The sequence below is a fragment of the Streptomyces glaucescens genome, assembly GCF_000761215.1.
In the GTDB taxonomy this organism is placed as follows: domain Bacteria; phylum Actinomycetota; class Actinomycetes; order Streptomycetales; family Streptomycetaceae; genus Streptomyces; species Streptomyces glaucescens_B.
On sequence record NZ_CP009438.1, the window covers coordinates 602,842 to 616,368 of the forward strand.

The 13,527-nt window shown below is 74.0% G+C and carries 15 protein-coding genes; 10 read left to right on the forward strand and 5 right to left on the reverse strand.

The genetic code is table 11. The annotated features are described in order from the left end of the window. Nucleotides 1–7 precede the first annotated feature (7 nt). Together SGLAU_RS02560 and SGLAU_RS02565 are read left to right on the forward strand one after the other, a co-directional pair. Nucleotides 8–1,477: an aminotransferase class I/II-fold pyridoxal phosphate-dependent enzyme gene (locus SGLAU_RS02560; protein WP_043497961.1), complete on the forward strand. Its 1,470-nt coding sequence runs from the start codon at nt 8–10 to the stop codon at nt 1,475–1,477. 290 nt (nt 1,478–1,767) lie between these two features. Further along, a complete protein-coding gene (locus SGLAU_RS02565; protein ID WP_043506187.1) occupies nt 1,768–2,220 on the forward strand; it encodes a cyclic nucleotide-binding domain-containing protein in 453 nt (150 codons plus the stop codon). A gap of 151 nt (nt 2,221–2,371) precedes the next feature. Here the strand turns inward: SGLAU_RS02565 and SGLAU_RS02570 are convergent, their stop codons facing one another. Next, entirely contained in the window at nt 2,372–2,989 is a 618-nt protein-coding gene (locus SGLAU_RS02570; RefSeq protein ID WP_043497962.1) for a LysE/ArgO family amino acid transporter, read from the reverse strand. A gap of 82 nt (nt 2,990–3,071) precedes the next feature. On the opposite strand from SGLAU_RS02570, the gene SGLAU_RS02575 reads away from it, so the two are divergent. Beyond that, a complete protein-coding gene (locus tag SGLAU_RS02575; RefSeq protein ID WP_099052755.1) occupies nt 3,072–4,013 on the forward strand; it encodes a LysR family transcriptional regulator ArgP in 942 nt (313 codons plus the stop codon). A 52-nt stretch (nt 4,014–4,065) separates the two neighbouring features. Continuing rightward, a complete protein-coding gene (locus SGLAU_RS02580; protein WP_043497963.1) occupies nt 4,066–4,314 on the forward strand; it encodes a WhiB family transcriptional regulator in 249 nt (82 codons plus the stop codon). Between the two features lie 43 nt (nt 4,315–4,357). On the opposite strand, the gene SGLAU_RS02585 is transcribed toward SGLAU_RS02580, so the two are convergent. After that, nucleotides 4,358–4,813, reverse strand: coding sequence for a DUF6098 family protein (locus SGLAU_RS02585; protein WP_043497965.1), 456 nt, complete (start codon nt 4,811–4,813; stop codon nt 4,358–4,360). A gap of 124 nt (nt 4,814–4,937) precedes the next feature. Here SGLAU_RS02585 and SGLAU_RS02590 point away from each other — a divergent pair, with 124 nt between their 5' ends. After that, a complete protein-coding gene (locus tag SGLAU_RS02590; RefSeq protein WP_043497966.1) occupies nt 4,938–5,288 on the forward strand; it encodes a DUF488 domain-containing protein in 351 nt (116 codons plus the stop codon). Nucleotides 5,289–5,301: 13 nt separating this feature from the next. Here SGLAU_RS02590 and SGLAU_RS02595 read toward each other — a convergent pair whose 3' ends face one another. Both SGLAU_RS02595 and SGLAU_RS02600 read right to left on the reverse strand, forming a co-directional pair. Further along, nucleotides 5,302–6,975, reverse strand: coding sequence for an FAD-binding dehydrogenase (locus SGLAU_RS02595; RefSeq protein WP_043506189.1), 1,674 nt, complete (start codon nt 6,973–6,975; stop codon nt 5,302–5,304). 5 nt (nt 6,976–6,980) lie between these two features. Then, nucleotides 6,981–7,616: a TetR/AcrR family transcriptional regulator gene (locus tag SGLAU_RS02600; RefSeq protein WP_043497967.1), complete on the reverse strand. Its 636-nt coding sequence runs from the start codon at nt 7,614–7,616 to the stop codon at nt 6,981–6,983. Nucleotides 7,617–7,730: 114 nt separating this feature from the next. Between SGLAU_RS02600 and SGLAU_RS02605 the strand changes: the two genes are divergently transcribed. From SGLAU_RS02605 to SGLAU_RS02615, 3 genes are read left to right on the forward strand one after another with little or no spacing between them, the layout of a single operon-like run. Then, nucleotides 7,731–8,354, forward strand: a complete 624-nt coding sequence (locus SGLAU_RS02605; protein ID WP_043497969.1) for an alpha-ketoglutarate-dependent dioxygenase AlkB — start codon at nt 7,731–7,733, stop codon at nt 8,352–8,354. A 52-nt stretch (nt 8,355–8,406) separates the two neighbouring features. Next, the gene (locus SGLAU_RS02610) at nt 8,407–9,168 is read left to right on the forward strand and encodes an MBL fold metallo-hydrolase (protein WP_043497972.1); all 762 of its coding nucleotides are present in this window, start codon (nt 8,407–8,409) and stop codon (nt 9,166–9,168) included. A gap of 43 nt (nt 9,169–9,211) precedes the next feature. After that, entirely contained in the window at nt 9,212–10,447 is a 1,236-nt protein-coding gene (locus SGLAU_RS02615; protein ID WP_043497973.1) for a DUF4032 domain-containing protein, read from the forward strand. On the opposite strand, the gene SGLAU_RS02620 is transcribed toward SGLAU_RS02615, so the two are convergent. Continuing rightward, complete coding sequence (locus tag SGLAU_RS02620) at nt 10,448–11,317, reverse strand: universal stress protein (protein WP_043497974.1); 870 nt, start codon at nt 11,315–11,317, stop codon at nt 10,448–10,450. 60 nt (nt 11,318–11,377) lie between these two features. On the opposite strand from SGLAU_RS02620, the gene SGLAU_RS02625 reads away from it, so the two are divergent. Together SGLAU_RS02625 and SGLAU_RS02630 are read left to right on the forward strand one after the other, a co-directional pair. Then, on the forward strand, nt 11,378–11,731 hold the full coding sequence (locus SGLAU_RS02625; RefSeq protein WP_043506190.1) for a VOC family protein: 354 nt from the start codon (nt 11,378–11,380) through the stop codon (nt 11,729–11,731). Between the two features lie 118 nt (nt 11,732–11,849). Beyond that, a complete protein-coding gene (locus tag SGLAU_RS02630; RefSeq protein ID WP_043497975.1) occupies nt 11,850–13,526 on the forward strand; it encodes an FAD-dependent oxidoreductase in 1,677 nt (558 codons plus the stop codon). Nucleotide 13,527: the final 1 nt, after the last annotated feature.

Sequence of the window (13,527 nt, forward strand, 5' to 3'; positions counted from 1 at the left end):
AGGTGCCATGTCAGCCGATCACACCCGGGCACCCGTGCTGGAAGCCCTCGCCGAGTACCGCCGTACCGCACGACTGTCGTTCACGCCGCCGGGGCACAAACAGGCCCGCGGCGCCGATCCCGCGGTGCGGGAGGTGCTGGGGGACGCGGTCTTCCTCGGTGACGTGCTCGCGTCGGGCGGTCTGGACGACCGGCTGACCCGTGGGCGGGTGCTGGAGCGGGCCCAGGAGCTGATGGCCGACGCGGTGCACGCGGACCACACCTTCTTCAGCACCTGCGGCAGCTCCCTGTCCGTCAAGGCGGCGATGCTGGCGGTCGCCGGGCCGCACGAGAAGCTGCTCATCGGGCGCGACGCCCACAAGTCGGTGGTGTCGGGGCTGATCCTGTCCGGCATCGAACCGGTGTGGGTCGACCCCCGCTGGGACGCCGAGCGGCGGCTGGCGCACCCCCCGTCCGCCGCCGCGTTCGAGGAGGCGTTCGCCGCGCACCCGGACGCGAAGGGGGCACTGGTCACCAGCCCGACACCGTACGGCGCCTGCGCCGACCTGGCGCGCCTCGCCGAGGTCTGCCACCGGCGCGGGGTGCCGCTGATCGTGGACGAGGCCTGGGGCGCTCATCTGCCCTTCCACCCGGACCTGCCGTCCTGGGCGATGGACGCGGGCGCCGACATCTGCGTCACGAGCATCCACAAGATGGGCAGCGGCCTGGAGCAGGGGTCGGTGTTCCACCTCCAGGGCGACCGCGTGACGCCGGAGCTGCTGGGCATGCGGGCCGGACTGCTGAGCACCACCAGTCCGTCGGTGCTGATCTACGCCGGGCTGGACGGCTGGCGCCGGCAGATGGCGCTGCGCGGGCGGGAGCTGATGGGCGGCGCGCTGGAGCTGGCCGCCGAGGTACGGGCCGCCGTCGAGGAGATCGACGGGCTGCACGTGAACGACCGGGACGACTTCTGCGGCCCGGACCTGGCCGACGACTTCGATCCGCTGCCCTGCGTCATCGAGGTCACCGGCCTCGGGATCACCGGCTACCAGGCCGCGGACTGGCTGCGCGAGCACGGCGTGGACGCGCATCTCAACGACCACCGCCGGATCGGGATGCAGCTCACGCACGCCGACGACCGGGAGACGGCGGGCGAACTGCTGTCGGCGCTCAAGGAACTGGCGCGGTCCGCGCGGGAGCTGGACCGGGCTCCGCGCGTGGCGGTGCCCGAACCGGCCGGGCTGCGGATGGAGCAGGCCGTGCTGCCGCGCGACGCCTTCTTCGGGCCGGCCGAGGCGGTACCGCTCTCCGCGGCGGACGGCCGGGTCGCCGCGGAGATGATCACGCCGTACCCGCCCGGGATCCCGGCGGTGCTGCCCGGCGAGCGGCTGCGCGAACCGGTGCTGCGCTATCTGCGCACGGGGCGGGCGGCGGGGATGAACCTGCCGGACGCCGCCGATCCGTCGCTCGAGACGATCCGCGTGGTGGCCCGCCCCTGACCGGCTTGCGTGGCGGGAAACGGAGCCCGAAGTGAAACAGGTCACGTGACCGGGTTTTGACTGGGGCCGGCACGTCGAAATGGTTTATTGTTCATCCATACGTGGTGACGGAGTCGATGGCATCCTCCTCCGGCACCGCTACGGCCCTGGCTGGTGTCCCCCGTCCAGCCAGGGCTTTTTCTTTCCCTCGCGACGCGGTCCCGTCCCGCGTCGAGGTGCCCGCGGCGCCCGCAGCGGCTGAAATGGGCGTGAGCAACGTACCGGACACCGTCGGCGAGGAGCACCGCGTCATGACCAAAGCGACGAAACTGCTGACCGCTCTTCCACCGGCGCAGCGGCAGCGCCTGATGACGCTGGCCCGGGAGGTGTCCTTCCCGGAGGACACCCGGATCTTCGAGCCGGAGGGCGTGGCCGACCGGTTCTGGGTGATCCGCTCCGGCGCGGTCTCGCTCGACCAGCAGGTGCCGTCGCTCCAACGGATCACCGTCGCCAGCCTCGGCTCCGGCGACCTGCTGGGCTGGTCCTGGCTGTTCCCGCCGTACCGGTGGGACTTCGGCGCCGAGGCCTTCAGCCCGGTGCGCGCGTACGAGTTCAGGGCGGAGCCGGTGCTCGCGCTGTGCGAGGAGGATCCGGCGCTGGGCATGACGCTGGTGCGGACGATCGCCGAGATCCTCGCCCACCGGCTGGAGATGACCCGGGGCCAGCTGATGGAGCAGTACGCGCTGCGCCGCCGCTCCTCCTGACCCGCAGCCGGTGGCGGCGCAGCGCGAGGACCCGCGGGGGCGTCACGTGCGCGGGACAGCACACCTCAGGGCCTGTCGTTCGGATCACCCCGGCGTACGGTTCGGTCGACAGGCTCCGGACCTCAAGCCGGGCCGATCCGAACGGAAGGCCCTAGCTGCGGGCGATGAGCGAGGCGCCGAGAGCGATCATCGTCACCGCGAGCACACCGTCCAGCACCCGCCAGGCGGCGGGCCGGGCGAGCCGGCGGCCCAGCAGCCGGGCGCCGAAGCCGAGCGCGGTGAACCAGCACAGGCTGGCGAGGGCGGCGCCCATGCCGAAGGTCCAGCGCAGTGCGCCGTGGTCGGCGGCGACCGAGCCGAGCAGGAAGACGGTGTCGAGGTAGACGTGCGGGTTGAGCCAGGTCATCGCCAGGCAGGTGAGCACGGCGCGGCGGCGGGAGGTCGCCACCTCCCCCTCGGTGCGCAGCCCCTCGGCGGCGGGGCGCAGCACGCGGCGTGCGGCCAGGGCGCCGTAGCCGAGCAGGAAGGCCCCGCCGATCCAGCCGATCGCCGTCAGGGCGCCCGGCCAGGCCACGACCACCGCCCCGACGCCTCCGACGCCGAGCGCGATGAGCAACGCGTCGGACAGGGCGCAGATGCCGACGACGGCGAGCACCGCCTCGCGGCGGACCCCCTGGCGGAGGACGAAGGCGTTCTGGGCGCCGATGGCGACGATGAGCGAGAGACCGGTGCCGAATCCGGCGGCAGCGGCGGTGAGCGTGGCGGACATGCCCCCGACGCTAGGCAGCGGACCCGCCCTGCGTACAGCTAAAGATTCTTACGTATCTTTAGTCGCTGTGAAGAGTGATGCCATGGGACCCGGAATGCCGGAACTGCCCCTCGACCAGGTGCGCACGCTGCTCGCCGTGGTCGACGAGGGCACCTTCGACGCGGCCGCCGCCGCCCTGCACGTGACCCCGTCGGCGGTCAGCCAGCGGGTGAAGGCGCTGGAGCAGCGCACCGGCCGGGTCCTGCTGCTGCGCACCAAGCCGGTGCAGCCCACCGAGTCCGGCGCGATCGTGGTGCGGCTGGCGCGCCAGCTGGTCCGGCTGGAGCGGGACGCACGCGCCGAGCTGGGCCTGAGCGGCGCCGGGGAGCCGACCCGGGTGTCGGTGGCCGTGAACTCCGACTCGCTGGCGACCTGGTTCCTGACCGCGCTCACCCGGGTCCCCGAGGAGCTGCGGCTCTGCTTCGAGCTGCGCCGCGAGGACCAGGACCACACGGCGGTGCTGCTGCGGCAGGGGCTGGTGATGGCGGCCGTGACGTCGTCGTCGGAACCGGTCACGGGCTGTTCGGTGCGGGCGCTGGGCACCATGCGCTACGTCGCGGTGGCCCACCCGGCCTTCGCCGCGCGGCACCTCGACGGGCCGCTGCCCGAGACGCTGCCGCACGCTCCCGTGGTGGTCTTCGACCGGCGCGACGATCTCCAGGACGGGTTCGTGCGGCTGCTGAACCACGGCCGGGGCCGGGCGGGCTCGCTGCGCCACTCCGTACCCACCTCGGAGGGGTTCGTCGAGGCCGTGGCGGCCGGTCTGGGCTGGGGGATGGTGCCGGAGGTGCAGGCGGAGCCGCTGCTGCGCACCGGCCGGCTGGTCCATCTCGCCCCGGACCGCGAGGTGGACGTGCCGCTCTACTGGCAGCAGTGGAAGCTGGACTCCCCCGCCCTCGCCGCGGTCGCCCGCGCGGTGACGGCGACGGCCGCGGATGCCCTGAGCACTCCGGCGCGACGCGTTTCACCCTCGCCCCGCCGGTGACCCGATACCGGTAACCGACCGTACAGACGACTTCGATGACGGGTGAGGTCACATGAGCAACTGGCGCGAGCAGGCGGCATGCCACGACGAGGACCCCGATCTCTTCTTCCCGATCGGCACGTCCGGACCGGCACTGATGCAGACCGAGCAGGCCAAGGCCGTCTGCCGGCGCTGCCCCGTACGGGAGCCGTGCCTGGAGTTCGCCCTCGACACCGGCCAGATGCTGGGGGTGTGGGGCGGCACCGGTGAGGCGGAGCGCCGTGCGCTGCAACGGCGCAGGAAGGCCCGCCACACCGGTTAGCGCGCCCCGGGCCGCGGCCGGCCGTGGCCGGCCGCGGCGTCCGTCAACCGCGGGCGCCGCGGCGCAGCGGGCCCCACTCGTGCTCCTGGCGGTCCACCTCGGCGCGCGCCTCGTCGATCACCTCGTCGGCGAGATGACACAGGGGCCGCACGTCTTCCACGAGGGGTTCGTTGTCGGGGCCCCGGCCGTTCTCCCTGCCCTCCAGGATCCAGGGACGGACGCCGGGGCCCTTCTCGTGCGGCAGGTGGGCGTAGTCGTACAGCCGCCGGGCCACCCACAGGCGGACCGGGCGGTCCTGCCACCAGTCCTCGACGTCGAGCGGATTGGCCGACAGGCCCGGCATCGGCACACCGGTCAGCTCGTCGGTGCTGGAGACCTCACCCAGGTCGATGTCGGGCCCCTTGGACCAGCGTACGTACAGCCCGCCCTGCCGTTCCTCCACCAAGCCCGTGAGCTCGGCCAGCGTGTTCACGACCGGCAGGTCGTCCCAGGTGCTCATTCGTGACCTCCCTCTTCGCCGTCAGGCGAACGGGGTACCCCGCTCGGCCGGATCGGAATCGGGCACACCGCTTCGCGGCGGGTTAGGCTCGCGGCACCAGACGCCGTCCGAGGGAGGTCCGTGCATGAGCGTCCGGGTACGCCGGGTCCACGAGCCGCCGGACCCCGACGACGGCCTGCGGGTCCTGGTCGACCGGCTCTGGCCGCGGGGCCTGGCGAAGGACGCCGCCCGGGTGGACGAGTGGCCGAAGGAACTCACCCCGTCCACCGAGCTGCGCCGCTGGTACCACGCGGGCGAGGGGTCGTACGAGGAGTTCGCGCGGCGCTACGAGGCGGAGCTGGCCGCGCCCGCGGTGCGGGAGCCGTTGGAGCGCGCCCGGGCGTGGGTGCGCGAGGGACCGGTGACGCTGCTGACCGCCGTCAGGTCGCCCGGGCAGAGCCACGCCGCGGTGCTGGCCCGGCTGCTGGAGCGGTGACGAGGGTGCCGGGTCAGCCGGTCTGCCGCGCCGCCGCCCGGCCCGCCGCCCGCCCCGAGAAGAGGCAGCCGCCGAGGAAGGTGCCCTCCAGGGCGTTGTAGCCGTGGAGCCCGCCGCCGCCGAACCCGGCGACCTCGCCGGCCGCGTACAGACCGTCGATCGGTGTGCCGTCGGAGCCCAGGGCGCGGGAGTCGAGGTCGGTCTGGATGCCGCCGAGCGTCTTGCGGGTCAGCACGTGCAGCTTCACCGCGATCAGCGGTCCGGCCGCCGGGTCGAGCAGCCGGTGCGGGGCGGCGACCCGGCCGAGCCGGTCACCGATGTAGCGGCGGGCGTTGCGGATGCCCTGGACCTGCGCGTCCTTGGCGTAGGGGTGGGCGATCTGGAGGTCGCGGGCCTCGATCTGGCGGCGCACCCGGGTCGCGTCGAGGAGCGGCTCGTCGGTCAGGCCGTTCATCTTCTCGACGAGCTCTTCGAGGGTGGGCGCGGTGACGAAGTCGGCGCCGTTGCGCAGGAAGGCGTCCACCGGGCCCGGGGCGCCCTTGCCGAGGAGGCGTTCACGCAGGAACGCGGCGCGGTCCTTGGCGGTGATGTCCGGGTTCTGCTCGGAGCCCGACAGCGCGAACTCCTTCTCGATGATCTTCCGCGTGAGGATGAACCAGGAGTGGTCGTACTCGGCGATGTCCTCGGTGGTGCGCAGGTGGCGCAGGGTGCCGAGGGTGTCGTAGCCGGGCAGGCAGGAGCCGGGCAGGCGGCGGCCGAGCGCGTCGAACCACATCGAGGACGGGCCGGGCAGGATGCGGATGCCGTGGCCGGGCCAGATCGGGTCCCAGTTCCGCAGGCCCTCCGTGTAGTGCCACATGCGGTCGCGGTTGACCAGCCGGACCCCCGCCTGCGCGCTGATGTCGAGCATCCGCCCGTCGACGTGGGCGGGCACGCCCGTCACCATCCGGGCCGGGGGCGTGCCCAGCCGCTCGGGCCAGTGCCGGCGGACGATGTCGTGGTCGGCGCCGATGCCGCCGGAGGCGACGATCACGGCCTGGGCGGTCAGCTCGAACTCGCCGGCGGCCTCCCGGCTGGTGGCGACGCCGCGCGGCGCGTCGTCCGGGACCAGGACCGTGCCGCGCACACCGCGCGCCGCGCCGCCCTCGACGACCAGCTCGTCGACCCGGTGCCGGTGGTGGAAGGTGAGCAGCCCGTCGCGGGCGGCCTGCCGGGCGTGGCGCGCGAACGGTTCGACGACGCCGGTGCCGGTCCCCCAGGCGACGTGGAAGCGGGGCACCGAGTTGCCGTGGCCGTGCGCGGTGAGGTCGCCGCGCTCCGCCCAGCCGACCGTCGGCAGGAACGTGATGCCGTGCCCGTCGAGCCAGGAGCGCTTCTCGCCGGCCGCGAACTCGACGTAGGCGCGGGCCCAGCGCACCGCCCAGGAGTCCTCGTCCTCGGTGCGGTCGAACCCGGCGCTGCCCTGCCAGTCGTTCCAGGCGAGGTCGAGGGAGTCCTTGATGCCGAGCCGGCGCTGCTCGGGGGAGTCGACGAGGAACAGCCCGCCGAACGACCAGAAGGCCTGGCCGCCGAGGCCGGCGGCGTTCTCCTGGTCGACCAGGGCGACCCGGCGGCCCCGGCTGGTGAGTTCGTGCGCGGCGACCAGGCCGGCCAGTCCCGCTCCGACGACGATGACGTCGGCGTCCATGGCGATCATCCCTTCCCGGGGGGTGTGCCGCTGCCGTCCGTCAGCAGCGCCGTGAGCAGCTGTTTGAGCCAGGCCCGCGCGCCCTCGACGTCCTTGTCCAGCAGCGCCTGGGTGGTGACGCCGTCGTAGGCGGCGACCACCGCGTGGGCGGCGGCGGCGCTGTCGCCGAGCACGGCGGGCAGGGGGGTGTGTCCCCGGGTGCGCTCCAGCCGGTCGGCTATGGCGCCGCGCAGCCGGGCCCGGTGTTCCAGGAGGGCCGCGGCGACGGCCGGCCGGCGGGCGGCGTGCACCAGGAAGTCGGTCTTCACGAGCAGCCAGTCCGGGTCGAGGAGCAGCACCTCGGTGACCCGGTCGACGGCGGCGGGCAGGCCGAGGCCGGGGCCGTCCTGGGCGAGGGCGCCGGAGACCTGTTCGGCGATCAGGTCGGCGCGCTGCCGGTAGAGGGCGAAGAACAGCTCGTCGAGGCTGGCGAAGTTGGAGTAGAAGGCGCCGCGGCTGTAGCCGGCGGCCTCGCAGACCTCCTCGATGGAGACGCGTCCGAAGCCCTTGGCGGCGAACACGGCGAACGCGGCGTCGAGCAGGTCGGCCCGGGTGCGGGCGCGGCGCCTGGTGACACGCGGGGTGCCGGGTCGGGTAGCCAAGGTGGGAGCCCTCCGTTCGATACGCGAATGTATCGGATGCACCGATGTATCGGAAGGGGCCGATCGAGGGAGCCACAAGGGAACAGGTTTTCGATTCGGGAGTACGCTGGAGCCATGCACCACCTCCAGGGCTCCCTCTTCGACCAGACCGACCAGCTGCGGCTCGGCCCACTCGACGGGATCCGCCGGACGGACCTCGGCTCCGGGGCCTGGATCGACGTACTGCCGGGCTGGCTCAGCGGTTCCGACACGCTGTTCGAACACCTGTCGGCCGAGGTGCCGTGGCGGGCCGAGCAGCGCAAGATGTACGACCACGTCGTCGACGTCCCCCGGCTGCTCGCCTTCTACCGCGCGGACGAGCCGCTGCCGCACCCCGTCCTCACCGAGGCCCGTGACGCGCTCGGCGCGCACTACGGCGACGAGCTGGGCGAGCCGTTCGCCACGGCCGGGCTCTGCTACTACCGCGACGGCCGGGACAGCGTCGCCTGGCACGGCGACCGGATCGGCCGGGGTGCCCGCGAGGACACCATGGTGGCCATCCTCTCCGTGGGCACGCCCCGCGATCTGCTGCTGCGCCCGGCCGGCGGCGGCGAGACCCTGCGCCGCCCGCTCGGGCACGGCGACCTCATCGTGATGGGCGGCTCCTGCCAGCGCACCTGGGAACACTGCGTGCCGAAGACCAGCCGGGCCGCGGGCCCGCGCATCAGCATCCAGTTCCGTCCGCGCGGCGTGCAGTGATCTGCTTTGCTGTCCCCTGGCGGACAGCGGACACCTCACCACGGGGACGGACATGCGGGCAGACGTGCGGCAGGTCGCGGACGGCGCCTATCTGGTGCACGGCAGCAACACCAACTGGGTGATCCTCACCGAGGGCGACGCCATCACCCTGGTCGACACCGGATACCCCGGGGACCGCGCACTCGTCCTGGACTCCCTCGCGGCCGTCGGCGGTTCCCCCGGGGCGGTCGCGGCCGTGCTCCTCACCCACGCCCACAACGACCACCTGGGGTCGGCGGAGTACCTGCGCGCCGCCCACGGCACGCCCGTCCTCCTGCACGAGGCCGAAGTGCCGCACGCCCGCCGGGACTTCCTCCACCAGGTGTCGGTCGGCCGGGTGCTGCGCAACGGCTGGCGGCCGGGCGTGCTGCCGTGGGCCGTGCACGCGCTGCGCTCCGGCGGCACCGCCCACCTCCCCGTCACCGCGCCCGAGCCGTTCCCCGCGGCGGGCCCGCTGGACCTGCCCGGCCGCCCGGTGCCGGTGCACACCCCCGGCCACACCCTGGGCCACTGCGCCTTCCACCTGCCGGACGCCGGCGTGCTGGTCTCCGGCGACGCGCTGGTCGGCGGCCACCCCACCAGCCGGGCGAAGGGCCCGCAGCTGCTGCCGGACATGTTCCACCACGAGCGGGCCCGCGCGGCGGCCTCCCTGGACGTGCTCGCCGGGCTCGACGCGGACGTGCTGCTGCCCGGGCACGGCCCCGTCCACCGCGGCCCGGTGCGGGACGCGGCGCTGCACGCGGCGGAACGGGCCGGGGCGGCGCGGGCCGTCTGAGACGGCCGGCCGCGGCCCGCCCCGTCGCCGTTAAGGTCGGGCCATGGCTTTGCACATCAGCGCCACCAACCCGGAGCACCCCGCGCTCCTGCTCGAACTCCCCTGGCAGCTCCCCCTGGCGGAATGGCCGGATGAGTACCTGGTCCCGCTGCCGCGCGGCATCTCCCGGCACGTGGTGCGCTACGCCCGCGCGGGTGACGAGGTGATCGCCGTCAAGGAACTGGCCGAGCGGCCCGCCCTGCGCGAGTACGAGCTGCTGCGCGACCTCGACCGGCTGGGCATCCCGGCGGTGGACGCCCTCGCCGTGGTCACCGGCCGCGCGGACACGGACGGCGAGCCGCTGGAGCCGGTGCTGATCACCCGGCACCTGGGCGGCTCGATGCCGTACCGCTCGATGTTCGAGACGACCATGCGCCCGGCGACCATGCACCGGCTGATGGACGCCCTCGCGGTACTGCTCGTCCGGCTGCACCTGGCCGGCTTCGCGTGGGGCGACTGCTCGCTGTCCAACACCCTGTTCCGGCGGGACGCGGGCGCCTACGCCGCCTACCTCGTCGACGCCGAGACCGGCGAGCTGCACCCCCGCCTCAGCGACGGGCAGCGCGGCTACGACCTGGACCTCGCCCGGGTCAACATCAGCGGCGAACTCCTCGACCTGGAGGCCTCCGGGGCGCTGCACCCCTCCGTCGACCCCATCGACTTCGGCACCGAGATCTGCGCCCGCTACCAGGGGCTGTGGCAGGAGCTGACCCGCACCTCGGTCTACCCGGCCGGCAAGTACCACTACATCGAGCGCCGCATACGCAGGCTCAACGACCTCGGCTTCGACGTCGCCGAGATGCAGATCGACCACTCCTCCAACGGCGACACCGTCACCTTCGTGCCCAAGGTCGTCGACGCCGGCCACCACCAGCGCCAGCTGCTCAGGCTGACCGGCCTCGACACCGAGGAGAACCAGGCCCGGCGGCTGCTCAACGACCTGGAGTCCTGGATGGCCACCCAGGACGACTACACCCCGGGCGATCCCCTGGCCGCCCGCCCCGAGGTGCTGGCGCACCGCTGGGTGCGGGAGGTGTTCCGGCCCACCGTGCGGGCGGTGCCGCCGGAACTGCGCGGCGGCATGGACCCGGCCGAGATCTACCACCAGCTGCTCGAACACCGCTGGTACCTCTCGGAGCGGGCCCAGCACGACATCGGCCTGGACACGGCCGTGAAGGACTACGTCGACAACATCCTCCCGCGCGCCCGCGAGACGCTGGAGCCGCCGGCACCCGAGTGATCAGGCGGGCGGCACCACCGCGACCGGGCACGGCGCGTGGTGCAGCACCCCGTGGGCGACGGAACCGATCCGGGCGCCCACGGCGGTCCGCCGGGCGCGCCGCCCGACGACCACGAGCTGGGCCCGCGCGGACACGTCGAGCAGCACCTGGCCCGCGCTGCCCATCTCCACGTGCTCGACCACCGGGACCTGCGGGAACCGCTCCCGCCACGGCTGCAACGCCTCGCTCAGCGCCTTCTTCTCGTACGGTACCGGGCCGCCGGCCTCGTCGAGCAGCTGGAGCGAGGCGGGGCTGTAGGCGAACACCGGCGGCAGCGTCCAGGCCCGGACCGCCTTCAGGGTCGCCCCGCGGGCCGCCGCCGTCTCGAAGGCGAACCGCAGCACGGCGGCGCTGTCCTCGGGCCCGCCCTCCTGTCCGACGACGACCTCGCGGCCCTCCGCCTCCGCCGGTGCCCGGTCGCCCGAGCGCACCAGCACCACCGGGCCGGCCGCCTCGGCGATCACCTGCCGGCCCACCGAGCCGAGCAGGAAGCCGACGACCCGGCCGTGCCCGCGGGAGCCGAGGACCAGCAGCCCGGAGGGGTCCGCGGCCGCGACCAGGGCCTCGACGGCGTCACCCTCCACCACCTCGCCGGTCACCTCCAGGCCGGGGTGGCGCCCGGCGATCTCCCGGACGGCGCCGTCCAGCGCCCCCCGCACCCAGCCGGCCTGGGTGTCCCTGCCCCCCTCCACCGCCTCGTGCGGCGTGAACCGCCAGGCGTGCACCACGCGCAGTGCCCGGCCGCGCCGGACGGCCTCGCGGGCCGCCCAGGCCAGCGCCGCGTGGCTCTCCTCCGATCCGTCCACTGCTGCCGTGATCGGATGTGCCATCCCACTGCCTCCTCGTGCTCGTGTCGGCGATCACCGATGATCTTCCCCTACCCTGCCGTCATGAGCCTTGTCTGGGAGCAACTCGTCGTGGACGCGGCCGACCCCGTCGCCCTGGGCCGCTGGTGGGCGCGGGCCCTCGGCTGGACGGTGGTGAACGACGACGCCGAGGAGTTCGAGATCCGCCCGGCGCCGGACCGGCTGCCGGGCCTGCTGTTCGTCCGCGTCCCCGAGGGCAAGCCGGCCAAGAACCGCCTGCACCTCGACTTCCGCCCCGACGACCAGCGCGCGGAGGTCGACCGGCTGCTGGCGCTCGGGGCCCGGCACGCGGACGTCGGGCAGGGCGAGCAGACCTGGGTGGTGCTGGCGGACCCGGAGGGCAACGAGTTCTGCGTGCTGCGCTCGCACGCCGCCTGAGCGGGCCTTTCGCATACCTGAGCGAACCCAGCCGATCGAACATACGATGACGGGAGCCGGCCGCGGTGACGACGGGCACACCGCGGCCGAAGGTCCGACCGCTCGGGGTGGGAGACGCATGGCACAGGCCGCCGACACAGCGCGGACCGTCATTCTGACCGTGGACGACGACCCGGGGGTCTCGCGCGCGGTCGCCCGCGATCTGCGACGGCGCTACGGGGCGTCGTACCGGATCGTGCGGGCGGAGTCCGGGGAGTCCGCGCTGGAGGCGCTGCGGGAGCTGAAGCTCCGCGGCGACCTGGTGGCGGTCATCCTGGCCGACTACCGGATGCCGCAGATGAACGGCATCGAGTTCCTGGAGCAGGCCCTCGACGTGTACCCGGGGGCGCGGCGGGTCCTGCTGACGGCGTACGCGGACACCAACGCGGCGATCGACGCGATCAACGTGGTCGACCTGGACCACTACCTGCTCAAGCCGTGGGACCCGCCGGAGGAGAAGCTCTACCCGGTGCTGGACGACCTCCTCCAGTCCTGGCGGGCCAGCGACCACCGGCCGGTGCCGAGCACCAAGGTGGTCGGGCACCGCTGGTCGGCGCGCTCCTCCGACGTGCGGGAGTTCCTGGCGCGCAACCAGGTGCCCTACCGCTGGTACTCGGCCGACGAGCCCGAGGCGCGGCGGCTGCTCGCCGCGGCCGGGCAGGACGGCTCGCGGCTGCCGCTCGTGATCACCCCGGACGGTGTGCCGCTGGTGGAGCCGGAGGCGCCGGAGCTGGCCGCGCGGGTGGGCCTCGCGACCACGCCGACCGCCGAGTTCTACGACCTGGTGGTGATCGGCGGGGGCCCCGCCGGGCTCGGCGCGGCGGTGTACGGGGCCTCCGAGGGACTGCGGACGGTGCTGGTGGAGCGGTCGGCGACCGGCGGCCAGGCCGGGCAGAGCTCGCGGATCGAGAACTACCTGGGCTTCCCCGACGGTGTGTCGGGCGCGCAGCTCACCGACCGGGCCCGGCGGCAGGCGGCGAAGTTCGGCGCCGAGATCCTCACCGCGCGCGAGGTCACGGGCCTGGAGGTCAACGGGGCCGCGCGGGTCGTACGGTTCTCCGACGGCTCGGCGGTCGCCGCGCACAGCGTGATCCTCGCGACCGGCGTGTCGTACCGGCAGCTCGACGCGCCGGGCCTGACCGAGCTGACCGGCTGCGGGGTGTTCTACGGCTCGGCGCTCACCGAGGCGTCCGGCTGCCAGGGGCAGGACGTGTACATCGTGGGCGGCGCCAACTCCGCCGGACAGGCGGCGATGTACCTGGCGCGGGGCGCCAAGTCGGTGACGCTGCTGGTGCGCGGCGAGTCGCTGGCCGCCTCCATGTCGCACTACCTGATCCAGCAGATCGAGCAGGCACCGAACATCTCGGTGCGCTGCGGCACGGCGGTGGACGCCGCGCACGGCACCGGCCACCTGGAGCGGCTGACCCTGCGGGACCTCGCCACCGGCAGGACCGAACCGGTCGACGCGCAGTGGCTGTTCGTCTTCATCGGCGCCGCCCCGCGCACCGACTGGCTGGACGGCACGGTGCTGCGCGACGAGCGCGGGTTCATCCTGGCCGGACCCGACCTCACCCCGGACGGGCGCCCGCCCGCGGGCTGGGAGCTGGACCGGCCGCCGTACCACCTGGAGACCAGTGTGCCGGGGGTGTTCGTCGCGGGCGACGCGCGCGCGGAGTCCGCCAAGCGGGTCGCGTCCGCCGTCGGAGAGGGAGCCATGGCCGTGATGCTCGTCCACCGCTACCTGGAGCAGTCGTGAG

Coding starts and splice junctions, on each gene's coding strand:
- SGLAU_RS02565 (WP_043506187.1), top strand. CDS start 1,768: ATGACCAAAGCGACGAAACTGCTGACCGCTCTTCCACCGGCGCAGCGG.
- SGLAU_RS02575 (WP_099052755.1), top strand. CDS start 3,072: ATGGGACCCGGAATGCCGGAACTGCCCCTCGACCAGGTGCGCACGCTG.
- SGLAU_RS02625 (WP_043506190.1), top strand. CDS start 11,378: ATGAGCCTTGTCTGGGAGCAACTCGTCGTGGACGCGGCCGACCCCGTC.
- SGLAU_RS02585 (WP_043497965.1), bottom strand. CDS start 4,813: ATGAGCACCTGGGACGACCTGCCGGTCGTGAACACGCTGGCCGAGCTC.
- SGLAU_RS02580 (WP_043497963.1), top strand. CDS start 4,066: ATGAGCAACTGGCGCGAGCAGGCGGCATGCCACGACGAGGACCCCGAT.
- SGLAU_RS02620 (WP_043497974.1), bottom strand. CDS start 11,317: ATGGCACATCCGATCACGGCAGCAGTGGACGGATCGGAGGAGAGCCAC.
- SGLAU_RS02630 (WP_043497975.1), top strand. CDS start 11,850: ATGGCACAGGCCGCCGACACAGCGCGGACCGTCATTCTGACCGTGGAC.
- SGLAU_RS02610 (WP_043497972.1), top strand. CDS start 8,407: ATGCGGGCAGACGTGCGGCAGGTCGCGGACGGCGCCTATCTGGTGCAC.
- SGLAU_RS02570 (WP_043497962.1), bottom strand. CDS start 2,989: ATGTCCGCCACGCTCACCGCCGCTGCCGCCGGATTCGGCACCGGTCTC.
- SGLAU_RS02615 (WP_043497973.1), top strand. CDS start 9,212: ATGGCTTTGCACATCAGCGCCACCAACCCGGAGCACCCCGCGCTCCTG.
- SGLAU_RS02595 (WP_043506189.1), bottom strand. CDS start 6,975: ATGGACGCCGACGTCATCGTCGTCGGAGCGGGACTGGCCGGCCTGGTC.
- SGLAU_RS02590 (WP_043497966.1), top strand. CDS start 4,938: ATGAGCGTCCGGGTACGCCGGGTCCACGAGCCGCCGGACCCCGACGAC.
- SGLAU_RS02605 (WP_043497969.1), top strand. CDS start 7,731: ATGCACCACCTCCAGGGCTCCCTCTTCGACCAGACCGACCAGCTGCGG.
- SGLAU_RS02560 (WP_043497961.1), top strand. CDS start 8: ATGTCAGCCGATCACACCCGGGCACCCGTGCTGGAAGCCCTCGCCGAG.